At 58.9% G+C, this 19,502-nt stretch carries 15 protein-coding genes; 9 read left to right on the top strand and 6 right to left on the bottom strand.

Annotation, left to right across the window (positions count from 1 at the left end):
* The 7 genes from DI396_RS00750 to uvrA form a co-directional block, all read left to right on the top strand.
* A partial coding sequence (locus tag DI396_RS00750) for an AsmA-like C-terminal region-containing protein (RefSeq protein ID WP_204362766.1) occupies positions 1 to 3,507 on the top strand: 3,507 nt, incomplete at its 5' end.
* 140 nt (positions 3,508 to 3,647) lie between these two features.
* Positions 3,648 to 4,754, top strand: a complete 1,107-nt coding sequence (queA, locus tag DI396_RS00745) for a tRNA preQ1(34) S-adenosylmethionine ribosyltransferase-isomerase QueA (RefSeq protein ID WP_110794787.1) — start codon at positions 3,648 to 3,650, stop codon at positions 4,752 to 4,754.
* Between the two features lie 106 nt (positions 4,755 to 4,860).
* A complete protein-coding gene (locus DI396_RS00740) occupies positions 4,861 to 6,234 on the top strand; it encodes an MFS transporter (protein ID WP_328588327.1) in 1,374 nt (457 codons plus the stop codon).
* Between the two features lie 147 nt (positions 6,235 to 6,381).
* Positions 6,382 to 6,957, top strand: coding sequence for a DUF924 family protein (locus tag DI396_RS00735; RefSeq protein ID WP_110794264.1), 576 nt, complete (start codon positions 6,382 to 6,384; stop codon positions 6,955 to 6,957).
* Positions 6,958 to 7,110: 153 nt separating this feature from the next.
* Positions 7,111 to 8,502 carry a dihydrolipoyl dehydrogenase gene (lpdA, locus tag DI396_RS00730; RefSeq protein ID WP_110794263.1) on the top strand — a complete coding sequence of 464 codons (1,392 nt, stop codon included), beginning with the start codon at positions 7,111 to 7,113 and terminating at the stop codon, positions 8,500 to 8,502.
* Positions 8,503 to 8,566: 64 nt separating this feature from the next.
* On the top strand, positions 8,567 to 9,127 hold the full coding sequence (locus DI396_RS00725; protein ID WP_235851690.1) for a class I SAM-dependent methyltransferase: 561 nt from the start codon (positions 8,567 to 8,569) through the stop codon (positions 9,125 to 9,127).
* Between the two features lie 121 nt (positions 9,128 to 9,248).
* On the top strand, positions 9,249 to 12,164 hold the full coding sequence (uvrA, locus tag DI396_RS00720) for an excinuclease ABC subunit UvrA (RefSeq protein ID WP_110794261.1): 2,916 nt from the start codon (positions 9,249 to 9,251) through the stop codon (positions 12,162 to 12,164).
* Between the two features lie 47 nt (positions 12,165 to 12,211).
* Here uvrA and DI396_RS00715 read toward each other — a convergent pair whose 3' ends face one another.
* The 6 genes from DI396_RS00715 to DI396_RS00690 form a co-directional block, all read right to left on the bottom strand.
* Positions 12,212 to 12,412 carry a YgaP family membrane protein gene (locus tag DI396_RS00715; protein ID WP_110794260.1) on the bottom strand — a complete coding sequence of 67 codons (201 nt, stop codon included), beginning with the start codon at positions 12,410 to 12,412 and terminating at the stop codon, positions 12,212 to 12,214.
* An 80-nt stretch (positions 12,413 to 12,492) separates the two neighbouring features.
* Positions 12,493 to 13,365, bottom strand: coding sequence for a 3-hydroxyisobutyrate dehydrogenase (mmsB, locus tag DI396_RS00710; protein ID WP_110794259.1), 873 nt, complete (start codon positions 13,363 to 13,365; stop codon positions 12,493 to 12,495).
* A 40-nt stretch (positions 13,366 to 13,405) separates the two neighbouring features.
* Positions 13,406 to 14,437, bottom strand: a complete 1,032-nt coding sequence (locus DI396_RS00705) for an enoyl-CoA hydratase/isomerase family protein (protein WP_110794258.1) — start codon at positions 14,435 to 14,437, stop codon at positions 13,406 to 13,408.
* On the bottom strand, positions 14,437 to 15,582 hold the full coding sequence (locus DI396_RS00700; protein WP_110794257.1) for an acyl-CoA dehydrogenase family protein: 1,146 nt from the start codon (positions 15,580 to 15,582) through the stop codon (positions 14,437 to 14,439). The genes DI396_RS00705 and DI396_RS00700 overlap by 1 nt, the downstream gene beginning before the upstream one ends.
* 154 nt (positions 15,583 to 15,736) lie before the next feature.
* Positions 15,737 to 16,147 (bottom strand): hypothetical protein, encoded by a 411-nt coding sequence (locus DI396_RS00695; protein WP_162617116.1) that lies wholly within the window; start codon positions 16,145 to 16,147, stop codon positions 15,737 to 15,739.
* A 160-nt stretch (positions 16,148 to 16,307) separates the two neighbouring features.
* Complete coding sequence (locus DI396_RS00690; RefSeq protein WP_110794255.1) at positions 16,308 to 17,807, bottom strand: CoA-acylating methylmalonate-semialdehyde dehydrogenase; 1,500 nt, start codon at positions 17,805 to 17,807, stop codon at positions 16,308 to 16,310.
* A gap of 138 nt (positions 17,808 to 17,945) precedes the next feature.
* On the opposite strand from DI396_RS00690, the gene DI396_RS00685 reads away from it, so the two are divergent.
* Positions 17,946 to 18,863, top strand: coding sequence for a LysR family transcriptional regulator (locus tag DI396_RS00685; RefSeq protein ID WP_110794786.1), 918 nt, complete (start codon positions 17,946 to 17,948; stop codon positions 18,861 to 18,863).
* Positions 18,864 to 18,972: 109 nt separating this feature from the next.
* Positions 18,973 to 19,407: a CBS domain-containing protein gene (locus DI396_RS00680; RefSeq protein ID WP_110794254.1), complete on the top strand. Its 435-nt coding sequence runs from the start codon at positions 18,973 to 18,975 to the stop codon at positions 19,405 to 19,407.
* The last annotated feature ends 95 nt before the right edge of the window (positions 19,408 to 19,502 follow it).

Here is a 19,502-nt window from a genome sequence, read left to right as displayed (position 1 = left end):
GAAGCCGAAGCCGAAGCCGAAGCCGAAGCCGAAGCCGAAGCCGAAGCCGAAGCCGAAGCCGAAGCCGAAGCCGAAGCCGAAGCCGAAGCCGAAGCCGAAGCCGAAGCCGAAGCCGAAGCCGAAGCCGAAGCCGAAGCCGACACGGACGAAAGCACCGCCCTAGATTTGTCGCCCTTTGCGTCGCAGACCGTAGCGGCCCCCGCGATTACGGTGATCAAAGGCAAGAAACGCCGCCGCGCGCGCAGCTTTGGACTGATTTCCTTGCTGGTGGTTGCGCTATTGGCCGGGGCCATGGCGGTGGCGGTTTGGTTGATGCTCGGACGGGTGATCGATGCGCCGCAATGGCTGCGCCAGCGGATCGAGCTGCGCCTTGCCCAAGCCGCGCCGCAATTGCAGGTCACGTTCGGGGAATTGTCGTTTTTGGTGGAGGAAGATTGGCACCCGCGCATGCGTTTGCGCGATGTGACGGTTTCGGACGCAAACGGTGTGCCCTTGATAACGTTGGATGACGTGCGGGCACAATTCGCGTTGTCGCCGCTTTTCGACGGCAAATTGCGCCCGCGTTCGGTGCGGCTCAGCGGCGGACAAATGGAGCTGCGCCGCGAGGCCGACGGGCGCTTTGGTTTGGCGATTGGCAATTTCGGTGGCGGCGTTGCGGCCTCGCTCCCGGCCTTGATCAAACAGGGCGATGCGATCTTTGCCCTGGCGGAGCTGTCGTCGCTCACCTCCGTCGATGCCGAGGCGCTGACCCTGCGCTATGTCGATGCGCGGGCCGGGCGCGCCTGGTCGGTGGACGGCGGGCGGATCGGCATGACCCGCGATGGCGATGAGGTCAGCCTGCGCGGGGATCTGGCCGTGCTGGGCGGCGGGGCACGGGCGGCGACGCTGGCGCTTGGCTATACCAGCCGCATCGGATCGACGGCTGCCGATCTGAGTGTCACCATTCAAGATATAGAGGCGGCCGATATCGCCAGCCAACTCCCGGCCTTGGTATGGCTTGGCGTGATCGAAGCCCCGATTTCGGGGGCGTTGCGGGCTTCGGCGCAGGAGGGCGGCGCCTTGGGCCCGCTCAACGGTACCTTGCAAATCGGCGCAGGCGTGGTGCGCCCGACCCAAGCCACGCGCCCGATCGCATTTGACGGCGCGCGCAGTTATTTCACCTATCTTCCCGATGAGGCCAAGGTGGTGTTTCACGAACTTTCCGTGGACAGTAAATGGGGCAGCGCGCGGGTCGAGGGCACCTCATATCTGGTGGAGATGGAAGAGGGCTGGCCCAATGCCGTGCTGGGGCAATTTCGGGCGACAAAACTGGCGCTAAATCCGGATGACCTTTACCCCGAAGCGATCAGCTTTGATGCGATGAATGTCGATACCCGCTTGCGGCTGGACCCGTTTGAATTTGATGTCGGCGCTTTGACCATCATCGATCAGGAGCATAAATTTGTCGGTAAAAGCAGGCTGCGCGCCGAGGCCGCAGGGTGGGATTTATTTCTGAGCGGTCAGATGGATGAAATGGCGCCGGAGCGGCTTTTGGCGCTCTGGCCGCCAAGTGCCGCGACCAAGACCCGCACTTGGGTTGAAGAGAATGTCTCGGGGGGCATGTTGCGCGACATGCAAATCGGGGTGCGGCTTAAACCCGAGGTCGCGCCGGAACTTGCGATCGGTTTCGGCTTCAGCGGGTCCGACGTGCGGTTCCATAAGGCCTTGCCGCCGGTGAAGGGCGCGGCGGGCTATGCGGCGCTTGAACACGGGCGGTTTGCGCTGCGTGCCGAAGCCGGGCAGATCACCGCACCGCAAGGCGGACAGATTGCCGTTGCCGGCACACGCTTCATCGTGCCGGATGTAAAAGTCAAAGAAGGCCCCGCCGAGGTCAAGATCAACACACAAAGCACGGTGACGGCGGCGCTGTCGGTGTTGGATATGAAGCCCTTTGAGTTCCTGAGTAAAGCGGGACAACCGGTGACCTTGGCCGACGGGCGGGCCAGCGCCCAAGGCGATATCTCGCTGCGGCTGAAGAAAAAGCTTCCCCCCGAAGAGATCGGTTTTGATATCACTGCCGAGGTCGTCAATGTGCGCAGCGACACCGTGATCAAAGGACACAGCCTTGCGGCGCCGCGACTTGCCGTACGTGCCACGCCCGAAGAATTGGTGGTCAGCGGCGCGGGCCGGCTCGACGGTCTTCCTGTTGAGGGGCGATGGCGCGCGCCACTGGGCAAAACCGCCAAGGCCGAAGCCGCCGCACAGGGAGGGGCGGTTGTCGGGATCAGCCGCGCAGAGGGCTCTATTGAGCTGTCCGAACGTTTCGCCGATACCTTTAATATCGGCCTTCCCGCAGGGGCGCTGAGCGGTGCGGGGCGGGGCAATATCGTGATTGATTTTGCCCGCAGTACTGCGCCCGCCTTCGAGATGACCTCAAACCTCAAAGGGCTTGGCATGCGGCTCCAGCCCCTGAACTGGAGGCTTGCGCAATCGACCGGCGGCCAATTGGCGGTCAAAGGGGTGCTTGGCAATCCCGCGCGCATTGAAGAGCTGCGGTTGAATGCGCCGGGGCTCAAGGCGGCGGGCGATGTTGTGCTGACCGATGCAGGGGCGCTTGATCGCGCCCGGTTTAGCCGCGTGCAAGCGGGCAATTGGCTGGATGCGCCAGTGGATATCATCGGCCGCGGCCCCGATAAGATCCCGAGTGTCGAAGTGCGCGGTGGCACTTTGGATATGCGTAAGACCACGGTCGGCGGCGGCGGATCGGGGGCGACACCGGGTGCGGGCGGCGGGCCGATCTCTGTGCGCCTTGATCGGTTGACGATTTCCGATGGTATCACACTTGTGCCGTTTCGCGGTGAATTCACCACCGCGCGCGGTATGGATGGCAATTTCTCCGGCCGCGTGAATGGCAAAGCCCCGGTAACGGGGCGTGTGGTGCCCCAAAACGGGCGCAGCGCTTTCGAGATCAAAGCCAAGGACGCCGGCGCGGTGTTTGCGGCCTCTGGACTGTTGGACAAAGCTTCGGGTGGCGATCTTTTGCTGCAATTGGTCCCATCACAATCAGCAGGCAGCTATAACGGTGCGCTGACGGCGAAAAATGTGCGGCTGCGCAATGCACCGGCCTTGGCCGAACTGCTCAATGCGGTATCGATTGTCGGCATGTTGGAGCAACTTTCGGGCACGGGTATTCTGTTCGGCGAGGTCGATGGGCGGTTCCGGTTGACGCCGCATGAGGTGATCGTCACACGCTCAAGCGCCACGGGCGCGTCGTTGGGCGTGTCGATGGACGGGCGTTATAACCTCGAAACCGGCGCGATGGATATGCAGGGCGTGTTTTCACCGCTCTACCTGCTCAACGGGATTGGTCAGATCCTGTCGCGTAAGGGCGAGGGGCTGATCGGGTTTAATTTCCGATTGCGCGGCACGGCAGACAAACCCAAAGTTTCGGTCAACCCGCTGTCGATCCTGACGCCGGGGATGTTCCGCGATATCTTCCGCCGCCCCGCGCCCGAACTCCCCAATTGAGTGCAGTCGGTTGATCCCGTCGCTGCCGCGCGTTAGAGGCCGCAGACAGGGCATTGGCGGTCGCGCCGTTTCGCGCTGCGTTCTGCCCTCCGTTTTTGCCGCCCGTTCTTTAATGGACCTTGTTAATGGACCTTGCACCGATGACCGAGACTGCTCCGCTTACCTTGGCTGATTTTGATTTCGATCTGCCGGATGATTTGATCGCCACGCGTCCGGCCAAACCACGGTCGTCGAGCCGGATGTTGGTGGCCGATGGTGCCGCGCTTGGCGCCCCGATCTTTGATCACCATGCCTATGATTTGCCGCAGTTCTTGCGCGCGGGGGACAGGTTGGTTCTCAACGATACCAAAGTGATCCCGGCGCGGTTGACCGGCGCGCGCCACCGGACCGGCGATGCGGGTGCCACTTCGGCCAAGATCGAAGTCACCCTGCTCGAGCCGCGCGCAGGTGGCGCGGGCGCGCGCTGGACCGCGCTGCTCAAACCGCTCAAGAAAATCCGTGAGGGCGAGGAGGTGGTGTTCTCGGACAGCCTCAGCGCCCGATTGATCGCCAAGGAAGACGGGCAGGGGGTGTTGGAGTTCTCCCTCACCGGTGAGGATTTCGATGCGGCGCTCGCCGAAGCCGGCGCCATGCCCCTGCCGCCCTATATCGCCGCCAAACGCCCCGCCGACGCGCAAGACAAATCCGACTACCAAACGGTTTTTGCCCGCGCCTCGGGGGCGGTGGCCGCGCCGACCGCCTCGCTGCATTTCGACGATGCGCTTTTGGATGCCCTGCGCGCCAAAGGCGTCGCATTCACCTATGTGACCTTGCATGTCGGGGCGGGGACGTTTTTGCCGGTCAAGGTCGAGGATGTCACCACACATAAAATGCATGCCGAATGGGGCGAGGTCAGCGAGATCGCCGCCGAAGAGATTGCCGCAACCAAAGCGGCGGGCGGGCGGGTGATCCCCGTCGGCACCACGGCCCTAAGGCTCATCGAGAGCGCGGCGCGCGCCACCGGTGCGATTGCCCCTTGGCGCGGCGAGACCGATATTTTCATCTATCCCGGTTTTGAGTTTAAAATCACCGATGCCTTGATGACCAATTTCCACTTGCCGAAATCGACATTGATGATGTTGGTCGCGGCCTTGATGGGGCAAGATCGGATCACCGAGATTTACCAACACGCAGTCGCCTCGGGTTACCGGTTTTTTTCCTATGGCGATGCGTCGCTTTTGCTGCCAAAGGGCGGTTATGACACATGAAATGCCGCCCCCGTAGGAGGAGCGTGTTGATCCCGGCCCTATGACGTGACAGCGTGGCCCTGCGCCATGCCGGTGCTCGGCCTGTGCCGGGGATGACGGTGCCCCGATCCCGTGTGTACCGACCCCGCGCCGCCCGGCGCCCCGAAAAGACGACGTGGACCGACGACGACATGCCACCCCGACCATTGCCCTTGACCGCCGAAGGATCGATCCTGCCATGAGCCAAGTTTTTAAATCCGCATGGGCGCTGCTTCTCGGCATGTTGCTTTTGATGATCGGCAATGGGTTTCAGGGCACGCTTTTGGGTGTGCGCGGCGAAATTGAAGGGTTTTCGACCTTTGAGATGTCGATCATCATGTCCGCCTATTTCGCCGGCTTCCTTGGCGGCTCACGCATGGCCCCCGAAATGATCCGCCGTGTCGGTCATGTGCGGGTGTTTGCCGCGCTCGGCTCGTTCATTTCGGCCGTCTTGATCCTGTTTCCCGTGCTGACCGATCCGGTTTCATGGACCATCGGCCGGTTGATTTTGGGATTTTGTTTCTCCGGTGTCTATGTGACTGCGGAAAGCTGGCTCAACAATGCGGCCTCGAACGAGAACCGCGGGCAGGCGCTGTCGCTCTATATGGTCACCCAGACCCTTGGCATCATCGCCGCGCAGGGGCTGTTGCTGACCGCCGATCCGTCAGGATTTGTGCTCTTTGTGATCCCCTCTGTGCTGGTTTCGATTTCCTTCGCGCCGATTCTATTGTCGATCTCGCCGACTCCGGCCTTTGAAACCACCAAACGGATGACCCTACGCGAAGTGATGACCGTATCACCGCTTGGCTCGGTGGGCATGTTTCTCTTGGGCGGGGTGTTTGCCGCGCAATATGGCATGGCGGCGGTTTACGGCTCTATGGCCGGGCTGGGCTTGGCGCAGATCTCGATGTTTGTGGCGGCGTTTTATGTCGGGGCAACAGCAGCGCAGTTCCCGCTCGGATGGCTCTCGGACCGGATGGACCGGCGGCGGTTGATCATGATCACCGCGTTGATTGGCGGGCTTGGCGCCTTTGTCGGTATGGTGGTGGGCACGGCCTTTCCCCTGCTTGTCCTTGCGGCGGTTTTGGTCGGCGGGGCCGCAAACCCGCTTTATTCGCTGCTCATGGCCTATACGAATGACTTTTTGGAGCATGACGAAATGGCCGCCGCTTCGGCAGGGATGATGTTCATCAATGGCGTTGGCGCGATTTTCGGCCCGATTATCGTCGGGTTGATCATGGAGACCTTTGGCCCCCCGGGGTATTTCGGGATGATCTGTTTCTTGCTGATGCTGCTCTCGGCCTATGCGCTTTACCGGATGACGCAGCGCCCGGCGCCCAATGTCGAAAACAATGCACCCTATGCACCGGTCATGCCGACCTCGACCTCGGTCGCGGTGGAGGTGGCGCAAGAGGTGTCCTTTGAGGCCCAAGAGGAAGACGACACCGACACGGCGCAATGATCCGCATATTGGACCCGGCGCATTGCAATTATTAGCGCTAACGTCACGTTTGCGACACAATGTTTCTGAAATGTTGTAATTTTTGACTTTTAATTGCAATTTGGCGGGGCTACTGCTGTTGTGACGCAACAGGGTAGGAGTGGACCCATGACCGGCGCGGATGAGATTTTAAAATTCTGGCTCGATGATGTCGGGCCGCAGGGATGGTACGCGCAGGATGACGCGCTTGACCAACGGATCCGCGAAGGCTTCGGCGCCATGTGGGAGGCCGCGAGCAACGGGCGTTTTGGCCTATGGCTGACCTATCCCAGCGGCGCCTTGGCCTATGTGATTTTGATGGACCAATTTCCACGCAACATGTTCCGCGACAGCGCCAAGGCCTTTTCGACCGACCGCGTGGCTTTGGCGGCGGCGAAGGCAGCGATTGATCGCGGATGGGACATGCGTATTGATGAGCCGGCGCGGCAATTTTTCTATCTGCCTTTGATGCACTCCGAAAACCTGTGCGATCAGGACCGGTGTGTGCGGCTGATGCATGAACGGATGCCATCGGCTGGCGAGAGCAACCTGCTTCATGCCAAGGCGCATCGTGAGGTGATCCGTCGCTTTGGCCGCTTCCCCTACCGCAATGCGGCCTTGGCCCGTTCACCCACCCAACCAGAGATGTCCTATGTTGAGTCCGGTGGCTATAGCAGCACCATGCGCGCGATGGAGGCGGGGTAATCCGGCCCCCGGCGCGGGCGCGTTAAAGCGCTGCATTTTCCGACGCTGACCTGCGATCCGCCTGCGCGTTTTCGCGGGTGGAATTCGCGTGCGTTGAACTGGTCGTTGGAGTAGTTTAACGTCAAACTAGTTTCGGAATCGGAGGATCTTAGGATGGCCAAGGCGTTTGATGTGATCGTGATCGGGGCGGGCCCGGGGGGCTATGTCGCGGCCATCCGTGGGGCGCAATTGGGGCTTAAGGTTGCGGTGATCGAACGCGAAAACCTTGGCGGTATTTGCCTCAACTGGGGGTGTATCCCGACCAAGGCTTTGCTGCGCTCCTCCGAAGTGTTCCATTTGATGCACCGCGCCAAGGAATTCGGCCTGTCTGCGGGCAATATTGATTATGACCTGCCTGCGGTGGTCAAACGCTCGCGCGGGGTCGCAAAGCAGATGGAAGGCGGGGTGAAACACCTGCTGAAAAAGAACAAAGTCGAAGTGATCCTCGGCGATGCCAGCCTGCCCGCCAAGGGCAAGGTCACGGTGAAAACCGATAAGGGCAGCGAGGATTTGACCGCCAAACACATCATTATTGCCACCGGCGCGCGGGCCCGCGAATTGCCGGGGCTTGAGGCCGATGGCGATCTGGTTTGGACCTACCGCCACGCGCTCAATCCGCCGCGGATGCCGAAGAAATTGCTGGTCATCGGGTCGGGCGCCATCGGTATTGAATTTGCGAGCTTTTATAACACGCTCGGCGCCGACACGACCGTGGTCGAGGTGATGGATCGTGTGTTGCCGGTTGAGGACGCTGACATCAGCAGCTTTGCCAAAAAGCAATTCGTTAAACAGGGCATGAAAATCATGGAGAAAACCATGGTCAAAAAGCTTGACCGCGCGAAAGGCAAAGTCACCGCCCATATCGAAGCAGGTGGTAAGGTCACCACGCAGGAATTCGACACGGTGATTTCCGCCGTCGGCATTGTTGGCAATACCGAAGGGCTCGGGCTTGAGGCGCTTGGCGTCAAAATTGACCGCACCCATGTTGTCACGGATGAATATTGCCGCACCGGCGTGGATGGTCTTTATGCCATTGGCGACATCGCGGGGGCGCCATGGCTCGCGCACAAGGCCTCACACGAAGGCGTCATGGTGGCCGAATTGATCGCCGGTGGTGATCCGCATCCGGTCAAACCCGAAAGCATCGCCGGTTGCACCTATTGCCACCCGCAAGTGGCCTCTGTCGGCCTCACCGAAGCCAAGGCCAAAGAGGCCGGTTATGACGTCAAGGTCGGGAAATTTCCCTTTATTGGCAATGGTAAAGCCGTGGCCTTGGGTGAACCCGAAGGCATGGTGAAAACCGTGTTTGACGCCAAAACCGGCGAACTTCTAGGCGCGCATATGGTCGGGGCCGAGGTCACCGAATTGATCCAGGGTTACGTCATCGGGCGTCAATTGGAGACCACGGAAGAGGATTTGATGAACACGGTTTTCCCGCATCCGACCTTGTCCGAAATGATGCACGAAAGCGTGTTGGAGGCCTATGGTAGCGCGATCCATATCTAGGGCGCGCAACGGGTTTCTTTTCATGCGCCGATCGGTAAAGATACGCGGGTAATAGGAGTGCGCGGTGCCAAGTCTTAACCGGATTGTAATGAGTAAATCGGCGCGTGACTGGATGCGGCGGCTTGATCCGCCGTCTCTCGATGTGGCGGAGATTTCGGGCAAATGGGGGCGCAGCTTTGACTTCAAAAGCTATCGGGCCTTCCGCTATCCTGCATATGATATTTGTGCCGATGCGCCGCGCGATGAAAGCGGCACGCCGTTCAAATTCGATCTGGTGATCGCCAATCAGGTTTGGGAACATCTTGACCGCCCCTACGCCGCCACAAAAAATGTGCGCAAGATGATGCGCAAGGGCGCGCATTTCTTTGTCGCGGTGCCATTCTTCATTCCCTATCACGGCGCACCGGTTGATTGTTCGCGCTGGTCGGCGCGGGGGATGAAAAACCTGCTGATCGAATGCGGGTTCGCAGAGGATGCCATCGAGTCCAAACAATGGGGCAACCGCCACGCCGCGCGGCGTAATATGGAACCCGATTGGCCGCCGGAGTATGACCCAGAAACCGATGATTTGACCGACGATCCGGATTTCCCGATCCTGACATGGGCTTTGGCGCAAAAGACCTGAACGTGGATGCGCCATGATAGGTTGGGCGCTCACAGAGAAGTTCACACTTTGTTCGCGTTTTTTCATTGGACCTGCCCGCGCCTTGGACTAGATAGGGGGAGACGGGTGAGTAGGGTAGATCATGGCTGAACTGAAGAACATCGAAGTGCGCGGCGCGCGCGAGCATAACCTCAAAAGCATCGATGTGGATATTCCGCGCGATCAGATGGTCGTCATCACCGGCCTGTCTGGATCGGGGAAATCGTCGCTCGCCTTTGATACCATCTATGCCGAAGGGCAACGGCGCTATGTCGAGAGCCTCTCGGCCTATGCGCGCCAATTCCTTGATATGATGCAAAAACCAGATGTGGATCATATTTCCGGCCTCAGCCCTGCGATTTCGATCGAACAAAAAACCACCTCGAAAAACCCGCGTTCGACCGTGGGCACGGTGACCGAGATTTACGACTATATGCGGCTGCTTTATGCGCGCGTCGGCACCCCCTATAGCCCCGCGACCGGTCTGCCCATCGAGGCGCAGCAGGTGCAGGATATGGTCGACCGGGTCATGGCGATGGAGGAGGGCACCCGCGCCTTTCTTCTGGCGCCGATCGTGCGCGACCGCAAAGGCGAATACCGCAAGGAATTTTTGGAGCTGCGCAAGCAGGGGTTTCAACGGGTGAAGGTCGACGGGGCGTTTTACGAACTCGACGAGCCGCCCACATTGGACAAGAAATTTCGACACGATATTGATGTGGTCGTCGACCGGATCGTTGTGCGCGAGGGGTTGGAAACCCGTCTGGCCGACAGCTTCCGCACGGCGCTGGATCTTGCCGATGGCATTACAATCTTGGAAACCGCGCCCGCAGCGGGCGAGGATGGCACCGCCCCCGATCCGGAACGCTATACATTTTCGGAAAAATTTGCCTGCCCTGTCAGTGGCTTCACCATTCCGGAGATCGAACCAAGGCTGTTTTCCTTCAACGCGCCAACCGGCGCATGTCCGACATGCGACGGATTGGGGGTAGAGCTGTTTTTCGACGAACGGCTTGTTGTTCCCGATGCCGATCTCAAGGTCTATGATGGTGCGCTGGCGCCGTGGCGCAAAGGCAAATCGCCTTATTTTCTGCAAACCATCGAGGCCATCGCCAAACACTATGAGTTTGACAAGAACGCCAAATGGAAGGATTTGCCCGCCCATGTGCAGCAGGTGTTTTTGTATGGTTCCGGCGACGAGGAAATTCAATTCCGCTATGACGAAGGCGGCCGCGTTTATCAAGTCAGCCGGGTGTTCGAAGGCGTCATCCCCAACATGGAACGGCGTTATCGCGAAACCGACAGCAATTGGATTCGCGAGGAATTCGAACGGTATCAGAACAACCGCCCCTGCGGTGATTGCGGTGGCTATCGTTTGCGCGACGAGGCTCTGGCGGTGAAAATCGGCCCTGCGGGCGGCGACCCTGCGGACGGCGGGGCAGAGGCCTGCCTGCACGTTGGTCAAGTGGTGCAAATGTCGATCCGCGAGGCTTATGAATGGTGCGAAACCGTTCCCAAACACCTGACCAAGCAAAAGAACGAAATCGCCCGCGCGATTTTGAAAGAGATCCGCGAACGGCTCGGGTTTCTCAATAATGTCGGCCTCGAATATCTGACCATGAGCCGCAATGCCGGCACCCTGTCGGGCGGCGAGAGCCAGCGTATTCGTCTTGCGTCACAAATCGGATCGGGCCTCACCGGCGTGCTTTATGTGTTGGATGAACCGTCGATCGGCCTGCATCAACGGGACAATGACCGTTTGATCGGGACGCTGAAAAACCTGCGTGATCAAGGCAATACCGTGATCGTGGTCGAGCATGACGAGGATATGATCCGCCAGGCCGATTATGTTTTTGACATCGGCCCTGGTGCGGGAATCCACGGCGGGCAGGTCGTCGCCAAAGGCACACCCGAAGAAATCATCACGGACGCGGCGTCGCTGACTGGGCAATATTTGAGCGGAAAACGCGAAATTCCCGTGCCGGCCAAGCGCCGCAAGGGCAACAAAAAGAAAATCACTGTCAAAGGCGCGACCGGCAACAATCTGCAAAATGTCACGGCGCATTTCCCATTGGGGCAATTCGTTTGCGTCACGGGCGTGTCGGGCGGCGGCAAATCGACCCTGACGATTGAAACCTTGTTTAAAACCGCTTCGATGCGGCTCAACGGGGCGCGCCAAACGCCGGCGCCCTGCGAAACGATCAAGGGATTGGAGCATCTCGACAAGGTGATCGACATCGATCAACGTCCCATCGGCCGCACGCCTCGCTCCAATCCGGCCACTTATACCGGTGCGTTTACGCCGATCCGCGATTGGTTCGCTGGTCTGCCCGAGGCCAAGGCGCGCGGATACAAGCCCGGGCGGTTTAGTTTCAACGTCAAAGGTGGGCGTTGCGAGGCCTGCCAAGGCGATGGCGTGATCAAGATCGAGATGCATTTTTTGCCCGATGTTTATGTCGAATGCGAAACCTGTAAAGGCGCGCGTTACAACCGCGAGACATTGGAAATTCGATTTAAAGGCAAAAGCATAGCAGACGTTCTTGATATGACAGTCGAGGACGCGCAAGAGTTTTTCAAAGCCGTGCCAAGCATACGCGAAAAGATGGATGCATTGGTGCGGGTCGGCCTTGGCTATATCAAGGTTGGGCAGCAGGCGACCACCCTGTCCGGCGGCGAGGCGCAGCGCGTAAAACTGTCCAAGGAACTGGCCAAACGCTCCACCGGACGCACGCTTTATATCCTTGATGAACCGACAACGGGGCTGCATTTCGAGGATGTGAAAAAGCTGCTCGATGTGCTGCATGAATTGGTTGATCAGGGCAATTCGATGGTGGTGATCGAACACAACCTCGATGTGATCAAAACCGCCGATCATATCATCGACATCGGCCCCGAGGGCGGCGATGGGGGCGGGCAAATCGTGGCCACGGGCACCCCGGAGCAGGTGGCCGCAGAGTCGCGCAGCCACACGGGCCGCTATTTGGCGCAGATGCTCAAAACCGGGTCGGTGGCCGCAGAGTAATCAAAAAAAGGGCGCCGCAATCGGGCGCCCTTTGTCTTTGTCGGGGGTTACCGTTTGTCCATCGGGCAGGTGTTCACTCCGATGAGCCGATACAACGGACAGGTCCCCATAAGTCCCGTCGCAAGCGGGATAATTCCTACCAGCAACACCCAATTATATGCGCCGCCTATACCGAGGAAAAACCCCAAGATCAGCGCCGCGCCAATCACGATGCGTAAGATCCGGTCGATACTACCAACATTTCGCATGTTTTCACTCCATCACATTTAGATGTGAATACATTACATGTTTGGAATGCGTACGTATCTGACCTAGATCAAACTTACGGTTATCCGCGTCCGCGTGCGGCCAAACGGGGCAACATGGCGCTGAAATCGCGGCCCTTGCCGTCTTCTTCCTCGACGAATTGCGCATATAGGGCGGCGGCCACGGCACCCATCGGCGTATCGGCATCGACGGCCTCTGCGGCCTGTTGCGAGAGCCGCAAATCCTTGAGCATCAAATCGGCGGCAAAGCCCGGTTCATAGCCGTTGTCTGCCGGAGATTGCGGGCCCACGCCGGGCGCAGGGCAATAGGCATTCATTGACCAGCTGTAGCCGCTCGATGTGCTGACCACGTCAAACATTTTCTGCCGCTCCAACCCCAATTTATCTGCCAAAGCAAAGGCTTCGCAGGTGGCGATCATGGTGGCGCCAAGGATCATATTGTTGCAAATCTTGGCCGCCTGTCCGGCTCCTGCATCGCCGCAATGCACGGCTTTTTGCCCCATGATGTCAAAGAGTGGCGCCGCGCGATCAAAAGCCTCCTGCGCCCCGCCGGCCATGAATGTCAGCGTTCCGGCTTCGGCCCCGATGGTGCCGCCCGAAACCGGCGCGTCAACAAACCCCAGTCCGGCCTTTGTCGCAAGATCCGCGACGGCGCGGGCGCTTTCGACATCGACGGTCGAGCAATCAACCAGAACCGCGCCCTGCGTCATCGCCGGGACTACATCGGACGCCACTGACCGTAAAATCGCGCCGTTCGGCAACATGGTGATCACCACCTCGGCCCCCTGCGCAGCTTCGGCTGACGAAGCCGCAACCGCAACGCCAGAGGCCGTGGTGCCTGCTGCGTCAAATCCGATGACCTCATGGCCCGCTTTGGCCAGATTGGCCGCCATTGGCGCGCCCATATTCCCAAGACCGATAAATCCGATTTTCATTTTACGTTCCTCTCCTTAGGGGCATCGGCCCCGTTCCAACTCATGTGAATGAAAGCCCGTCCGCCCCCAGCGGCATCAACATATGACTGACCTGCGTGGCGGGCACGTCCGGGCCATTGTGGCGCCATGTAGGGTTTTTGTCCTTGTCGATAATCGCAGCGCGGATGCCCTCGAGAAAATCCCCATGCTCCATTGCGCGGGCGGTGAACCGGTATTCCAATTCGAGCGCGCGGCGGATGTCATCGCTGCCGCGCAGACGGTGGATTATTTCAATCGTCGCGGCCATCGACAGCGGTGAATTGCGCTGCATCGTGGCAAGCGTCCGCGCCGCGAAATCACCGGTCTCGGCCTTCAATGCATCAAAAATATCGCCCAGAGTTTCGCCGCCAAAGCACCGTTCGATTGTTTCTGCATCATCCTTGAGCGTGCTTGGCGTGGCGGGCTCTGCGGCTTTATCGATCCAAGTGAGATCACCGCTCATGGCGAGGGCAGACTTCAATTCTGCCCACTTGAGTGCGGGAACGTAATAGTCTGCGAAACCAGCATAAATTGCATCCGCGGCTGTCATCCGCCCAGAGGTGCACCCCAGATATTCGCCGATCCGGCCCGGGCATTGAGACAATAGCAACGAGCCGCCTACATCAGGGATCAGCCCAATGCCGGTTTCGGGCATGGCGATGCGGCTGCTTTCGCAGGTGATGCGGTGCGATCCGTGACAACCGATGCCCACGCCGCCGCCCATGGTGAACCCTTGAAGGAAGCTGATGACAGGTTTTGGAAATTCGAAGAGTTTGGCGTTCATCCGGTATTCATCGGCCCAGAATTTGCGGCCATAGTCGAAATCACCCGCGCGCCCCGTGGCGTATAGTTCGGCGATATCACCGCCGGCGCAAAAGGCTTTGTCGCCTTCGGCATCGATGATCAGCACCTGCACCGCATCATCCTCGGCCCAGGCATCCAATGCGCCTTCGATCGCGGTGCACATTTCATAGCTCAGCGCATTCAGCGCCTTTGGCCGGGTGAGGGTAATCCGCCCTGCAACGCCTTCTTTTCGAATGGAAATATCGCTCATCATCCACGCTCTGCCATCAAGGAGCGGGCGACAATTACCCGCATGATTTCATTGGTGCCCTCAAGGATCTCATGCACCCGAAGATCGCGCACCAGTTTCTCAATGCCATAGTCAGCCAGATAGCCGTATCCGCCGTGCAATTGCAGGCATTGGTTGACGATCTTGCTGCCCGCTTCGGTAACGAATTTTTTGGCCATAGCGCAGAATTTCGTGGCGTCCGGCGCGCCCTGATCCAGTTTCCATGCGGCTTGACGCAGGAAAGTGCGGGCGGCTTGCAATTCGGTTTCCATATCCGCGAGGCGGAATTGAAGGGCCTGAAACTGGTCGATTGATTGACCAAAAGCCTGGCGTTCCGACATATATTGCAAAGTCTGGGTCAGGGCCGATTGCGCCGCCCCCAAAGAGCAGGCCGAAATATTCAATCGTCCACCATCAAGGCCCATCATCGCATATTTGAAACCTTTGCCCTCTTCTCCGATCAGATTTCCTGCAGATATGTTGCAATTGTCAAATTGAACTTGGCGTGTGGGTTGGCTTTGCCAGCCCATTTTTCTCTCCAATCCACCAAAGGACAATCCTTCGGTGCCATCTTCGACGTAGAGCGACGATACCCCCTTGGGTCCGGCGTCTCCCGTGCGCGCCATGACCACATAGGCATCGGAATACCCGCCGCCAGAGATGAAAGCCTTGCTGCCGTTGATGCAGTATCCTTCATTGGTCCGCTCGGCGCGGGTTTTGAGCGCGGCGGAATCCGACCCCGAACCCGGTTCGGTGAGGCAATAGGACAGCACCGTTTCCATGCTGACCGCTTTGGGCAACACGCGGTTGCGCAGCTCGTCGCTGGCAAAGCTGTCGATCATTTTGGCGCACATATTATGGATCGACAAAAAGGCCGCCACAGAAGGGCAGGCCATGGACAGCGCTTCGAACACCAATGTCGCGTCCAAACGCGACAATCCGGAGCCGCCGTTTTCTTCGCTCACATAAAGGCCGCCAAAGCCAAGCGCCGCAATTTCGGGCCAAAGCTCTTTCGGGATCGTGCCCTCGGCCTCCCACGCGCCGGCGTTTGGCGCAATGCGTTCCTGGCCAAAATCGCGGGCCATATCGAAAATGGCCGTTTGTTCTTCTGATAGGGCAAAATCCATGACTGTCCTCCTTGTCGCCACTGTGCTTATAATGCATCCGGTGGCCCGTCGTGTGAATTGAACGTGTGTTTAATTGTGAACGTTCAAGTTATTTTTGCAAGGTCAGCAAACGCGCATTACCTTACGATTCCTCGTGAATATCTTTGCCGCCATCCTATGCCAAAAGCGTAGAAAGGCGCGTATCCGGATGCCCCACATAGGTTAATGCGGCGGTTTCCTCGCGGAAAACCTGGACCCGCACGGAGAGGAATTCATCGCAAAGCCGTCGATAAACCCCCATGATTTCGTGAAAGCCGGAATTTGGTAAATAGACGGCAGATAGGGCGGTGCTGCGTTCGTAGCGGCTGATCTGGGCGATTTGCAAGATCATTTGTAGCATGGTTTGATGATCTGCTTTGATCTGGGTTACCTCGGACAGATCGCTGAAATGGGCTTGCTCGGGATTGGCAAGCGGATCAGCAGCATAGGCGCTCAGCATCGCGACACATTGGGGTGTGGTGACCGTGCCGTGAAAGCGAAAATAGGCCAGGTTGTGCGCCTCTAATATTCTGTAGCTGCCCGCCATTTACTCTGTCCTTGGGGTTCGCATTCGGCGAAGCCGTGAGGGCCCGCGCCTTTAGGCCCGAATGCTGGCGTCTTTGTCGCCAAGGGTCAAGGCAAAGGCCGGTAGATCGCGCGGGCAAAGATCCATGCCCGCGCAGGTTTTCATCAATCGCAGCAGGAACTTAGTCCATTGCCTTGAAGTTGAATTCACCACCTTCTTTGATCCCGGAGAACCAGCGTGCGGTGACGGTTTTGGTTTTGGTGTAGAACCGGAACGCATCGGGTCCATATTGGTTCAAATCACCAAAGGCCGATTTTTTCCAACCGCCAAAGGAGAAGTAGGCCAAAGGCACAGGGATCGGGAAATTGATCCCGACCATGCCGACGTTTACGCGGCTGGCGAAATCGCGCGCCACATCGCCATCGGCGGTGAAGATCGCGGTGCCGTTGCCGTATTCATTGTCCATGGTCAGTTTGAGCGCCTCTTCGTAGTTTTGCGCGCGCACTTGGGTCAGGACCGGGCCAAAGATTTCTTCTTTGTAGATGTCCATGTCCGAGGTCACATTGTCGAACAGGGTCGGGCCGACGAAGTAACCGTTTTCATAGCCTTGCAAGCTCATCCCGCGACCGTCGCGCACCAAAGTCGCGCCTTGTTCCACGCCCGAGCTGATCAAACCTTCGATGCGGGTTTTGGACGCCTCGGTGATCACCGGACCGTAATCGACGTCGTCGCCTGCTGTATAAGGGCCGACTTTCAATTTTTCGATGCGCGGGATCAACCGTTCGATCAACGCATCGGCGGTTTTTTCGCCGACTGGAACGGCCACGGAAATCGCCATGCACCGTTCGCCCGCCGCACCGAAGCTCGATCCGACAAGAGCATCCGCCGCTTTGTCCATATCGGCGTCGGGCATGATGATCATGTGGTTTTTTGCGCCGCCAAAGCATTGCGCGCGTTTGCCGTTTGTCGCGGCGCGGCCATAGATATATTGTGCGATCGGGGTCGATCCGACAAAGCCAACCGCTTGGATAGTTTCATTGTCGAGGATCGCATCGACGACCTCTTTGTCGCCATTGACGACCTGCAAAACGCCATCGGGCAATCCCGCTTCGGTCAGCAATTCCGCGAGCCGCAGCGAGGTCGACGGGCAACGCTCGGAGGGTTTCAGGATCATCGCATTGCCGCACGACAGGGCCGGTGCCATTTTCCACAAGGGGATCATGGCGGGGAAGTTGAACGGCGTGATGCCGGCGACAACGCCCAAGGCCTGACGCATGGAATAAAGATCGATGCCGGGGCCGCCATTGTCCATGAATTCGCCTTTGAGCATCGCAGGCGCGCCCATGCAAACTTCGACAACCTCAAGCCCGCGCTGCACGTCGCCGCGCGCATCGGGTAGGGTTTTACCATGTTCGCGGCTGACCAATTCGGCCAATTCATCCATATTCTCGTTAATCAATGCGCCGAATTTCATCATCACCCGCGCGCGACGCTGCGGGTTGGTGGCGCCCCATGCGACCTGGGCTTCGGCGGCCTTGGCGATGATCTCGTCCATCTCGGCTTTGGTCGCCAATGGTACTTTGGCCTGAACTTCGCCGGTGGCGGGGTTCATCACATCGGTGAAGCGCCCGGATGTGCCTTTGACGTGCTGGCCGTTGACGTAATGTGTAAGCTCTTGCATGGAATGTCCTCCAAAGTTGACGGGGTGGGCGCAGGATAGGCTTGCAATTTTCGGTGTAAAGGATGAAATATTCCAAATAGGTTTTGCAAGAATGCAAAGTTGGGCGGCCTGACGGGATGGCTTGATTGGGAGATCCGAATGGGGCTGCACTGGGATGATATGCGGGTATTTCTCGCCGCCGCACGGGCGGAAAGCCTATCGGGGGCGGGGCGGGTATTGCGGGTGGATGCCGCAACCGTCGGCCGGCGTATCGCGCGGTTGGAATTCACCGTGGGTGCGGCGCTTTTTGTCAAATCACCGCAGGGCTATGCGTTGACCGACACCGGCCAACGGCTGTTGGAGCACGCCGAGCGCGCCGAACAATCGATGGTCGCGGGCATCGAAGCCGTGGCCGGACAGGCGGGGGAATTGTCCGGCCAGATTCGCATCGGCGCCCCGGACGGGGCGGCAAACTTTCTGCTGCCGCAGGTCTGCGCGCAGATCACCGCCGAAAACCCCGACCTTGAGGTGCAAATCGTCGCGTTGCCGCGTGTGTTTAACCTGTCGAAGCGCGAGGCCGATATGGCCATCGGCGTCAGCCCGCCAAGCGCAGGCCGCCTCACGGTGCAGAAAATCTCTGACTATAAATTGCATCTGGCCGCCTCGGAGCATTACTTGGCGCAACACCCGCCGATCCAGACTATTTCGGATCTCAAAACCCACCGGATGGTCGGATATATCCCCGACCTGATTTTCGATAAAGAGCTTGATTACCTCGGAGAAATCGGGATCTCCCGGGCGCAATTGGCCTCGAATTCCGTGTCGGTGCAATTCAATTGGGTGCGTCAGGGTGGCGGCATTGGCGTGATGCATGATTTCGCCCTGCCGGCGGGGCAGGGGATGCGGCGTATTCTTACCGAGGATCTGTCTTTGACCCGGGCATTCTATTTGATCCGTCATGCGGATGATCGCCGGTTGGAGCGGCTCAACCGGTTCGCGGTGGCGCTGACCGAGGGGCTGCGCCGCGAAGTTGCGCGCCTTGAGGCGGAGGTCGCAGGGCAACCGGCCTTCAGTTGAGCGGAAACGGGGCAGAGCAATCGCATAAATCATGACGACCCCAAGCCCGCACTTGACAGAATGTCGCAGCCGGATGAGGCTGGAAGAAGCAAGGCAAGGGAGGAATATCATGCTGGTGCATCAAATTCTTAAATCCAAGGGCGACGATGGGGTGATCACGGTGACCCCCGAAACCACGATCACCGAGGTCAGCCAAATCCTTGCGGAGCGGCGCATTGGCGGCGTGGTGGTGTCCAAAGATGGCATGAGCGCCGACGGCATTTTGTCAGAACGCGACATCGTGCGCAGTCTTGCGTTGCGCGGGGCGGCTTGTTTGAATGAAGCCGCCGAACAAATGATGACCCGCAACCCCATCACCTGTAGCCGCGATGAAAGCTCTGATGATGTGTTGGAGCGGATGACGACAGGACGGTTTCGCCACGTGCCGGTGGTCGAAGGCGGGCAACTGGTCGGTATCGTCACCATCGGCGATGTGGTCAAGGCCCGGCTGCAAGAATTGGCGATGGAACGGAACGCCCTCGAAGGCATGATCATGGGCCATTAGGCGCGTCCAACCGCCGATATGGCAGGCGTCCGCCCTGTCCTGACCGGTTTTGCGATGTCATATCTGCGCAGTGCAGAAAAAACGAACAAACCTGC

It is taken from the genome of Litorivita pollutaquae (assembly GCF_003205515.1).
Lineage (GTDB): Bacteria > Pseudomonadota > Alphaproteobacteria > Rhodobacterales > Rhodobacteraceae > Litorivita > Litorivita pollutaquae.
This window is presented reverse-complemented; position numbering and strand designations above follow the sequence as displayed.

What these genes read in the sequence shown, in the direction of transcription:
- queA (WP_110794787.1), top strand. Translation starts at nt 3,648, where the DNA reads ATGACCGAGACTGCTCCGCTTACCTTGGCTGATTTTGATTTCGATCTG.
- DI396_RS00735 (WP_110794264.1), top strand. Translation starts at nt 6,382, where the DNA reads ATGACCGGCGCGGATGAGATTTTAAAATTCTGGCTCGATGATGTCGGG.
- lpdA (WP_110794263.1), top strand. Translation starts at nt 7,111, where the DNA reads ATGGCCAAGGCGTTTGATGTGATCGTGATCGGGGCGGGCCCGGGGGGC.
- uvrA (WP_110794261.1), top strand. Translation starts at nt 9,249, where the DNA reads ATGGCTGAACTGAAGAACATCGAAGTGCGCGGCGCGCGCGAGCATAAC.
- DI396_RS00715 (WP_110794260.1), bottom strand. Translation starts at nt 12,412, where the DNA reads ATGCGAAATGTTGGTAGTATCGACCGGATCTTACGCATCGTGATTGGC.
- mmsB (WP_110794259.1), bottom strand. Translation starts at nt 13,365, where the DNA reads ATGAAAATCGGATTTATCGGTCTTGGGAATATGGGCGCGCCAATGGCG.
- DI396_RS00705 (WP_110794258.1), bottom strand. Translation starts at nt 14,437, where the DNA reads ATGAGCGATATTTCCATTCGAAAAGAAGGCGTTGCAGGGCGGATTACC.
- DI396_RS00700 (WP_110794257.1), bottom strand. Translation starts at nt 15,582, where the DNA reads ATGGATTTTGCCCTATCAGAAGAACAAACGGCCATTTTCGATATGGCC.
- DI396_RS00695 (WP_162617116.1), bottom strand. Translation starts at nt 16,147, where the DNA reads ATGGCGGGCAGCTACAGAATATTAGAGGCGCACAACCTGGCCTATTTT.
- DI396_RS00690 (WP_110794255.1), bottom strand. Translation starts at nt 17,807, where the DNA reads ATGCAAGAGCTTACACATTACGTCAACGGCCAGCACGTCAAAGGCACA.
- DI396_RS00685 (WP_110794786.1), top strand. Translation starts at nt 17,946, where the DNA reads ATGGGGCTGCACTGGGATGATATGCGGGTATTTCTCGCCGCCGCACGG.
- DI396_RS00680 (WP_110794254.1), top strand. Translation starts at nt 18,973, where the DNA reads ATGCTGGTGCATCAAATTCTTAAATCCAAGGGCGACGATGGGGTGATC.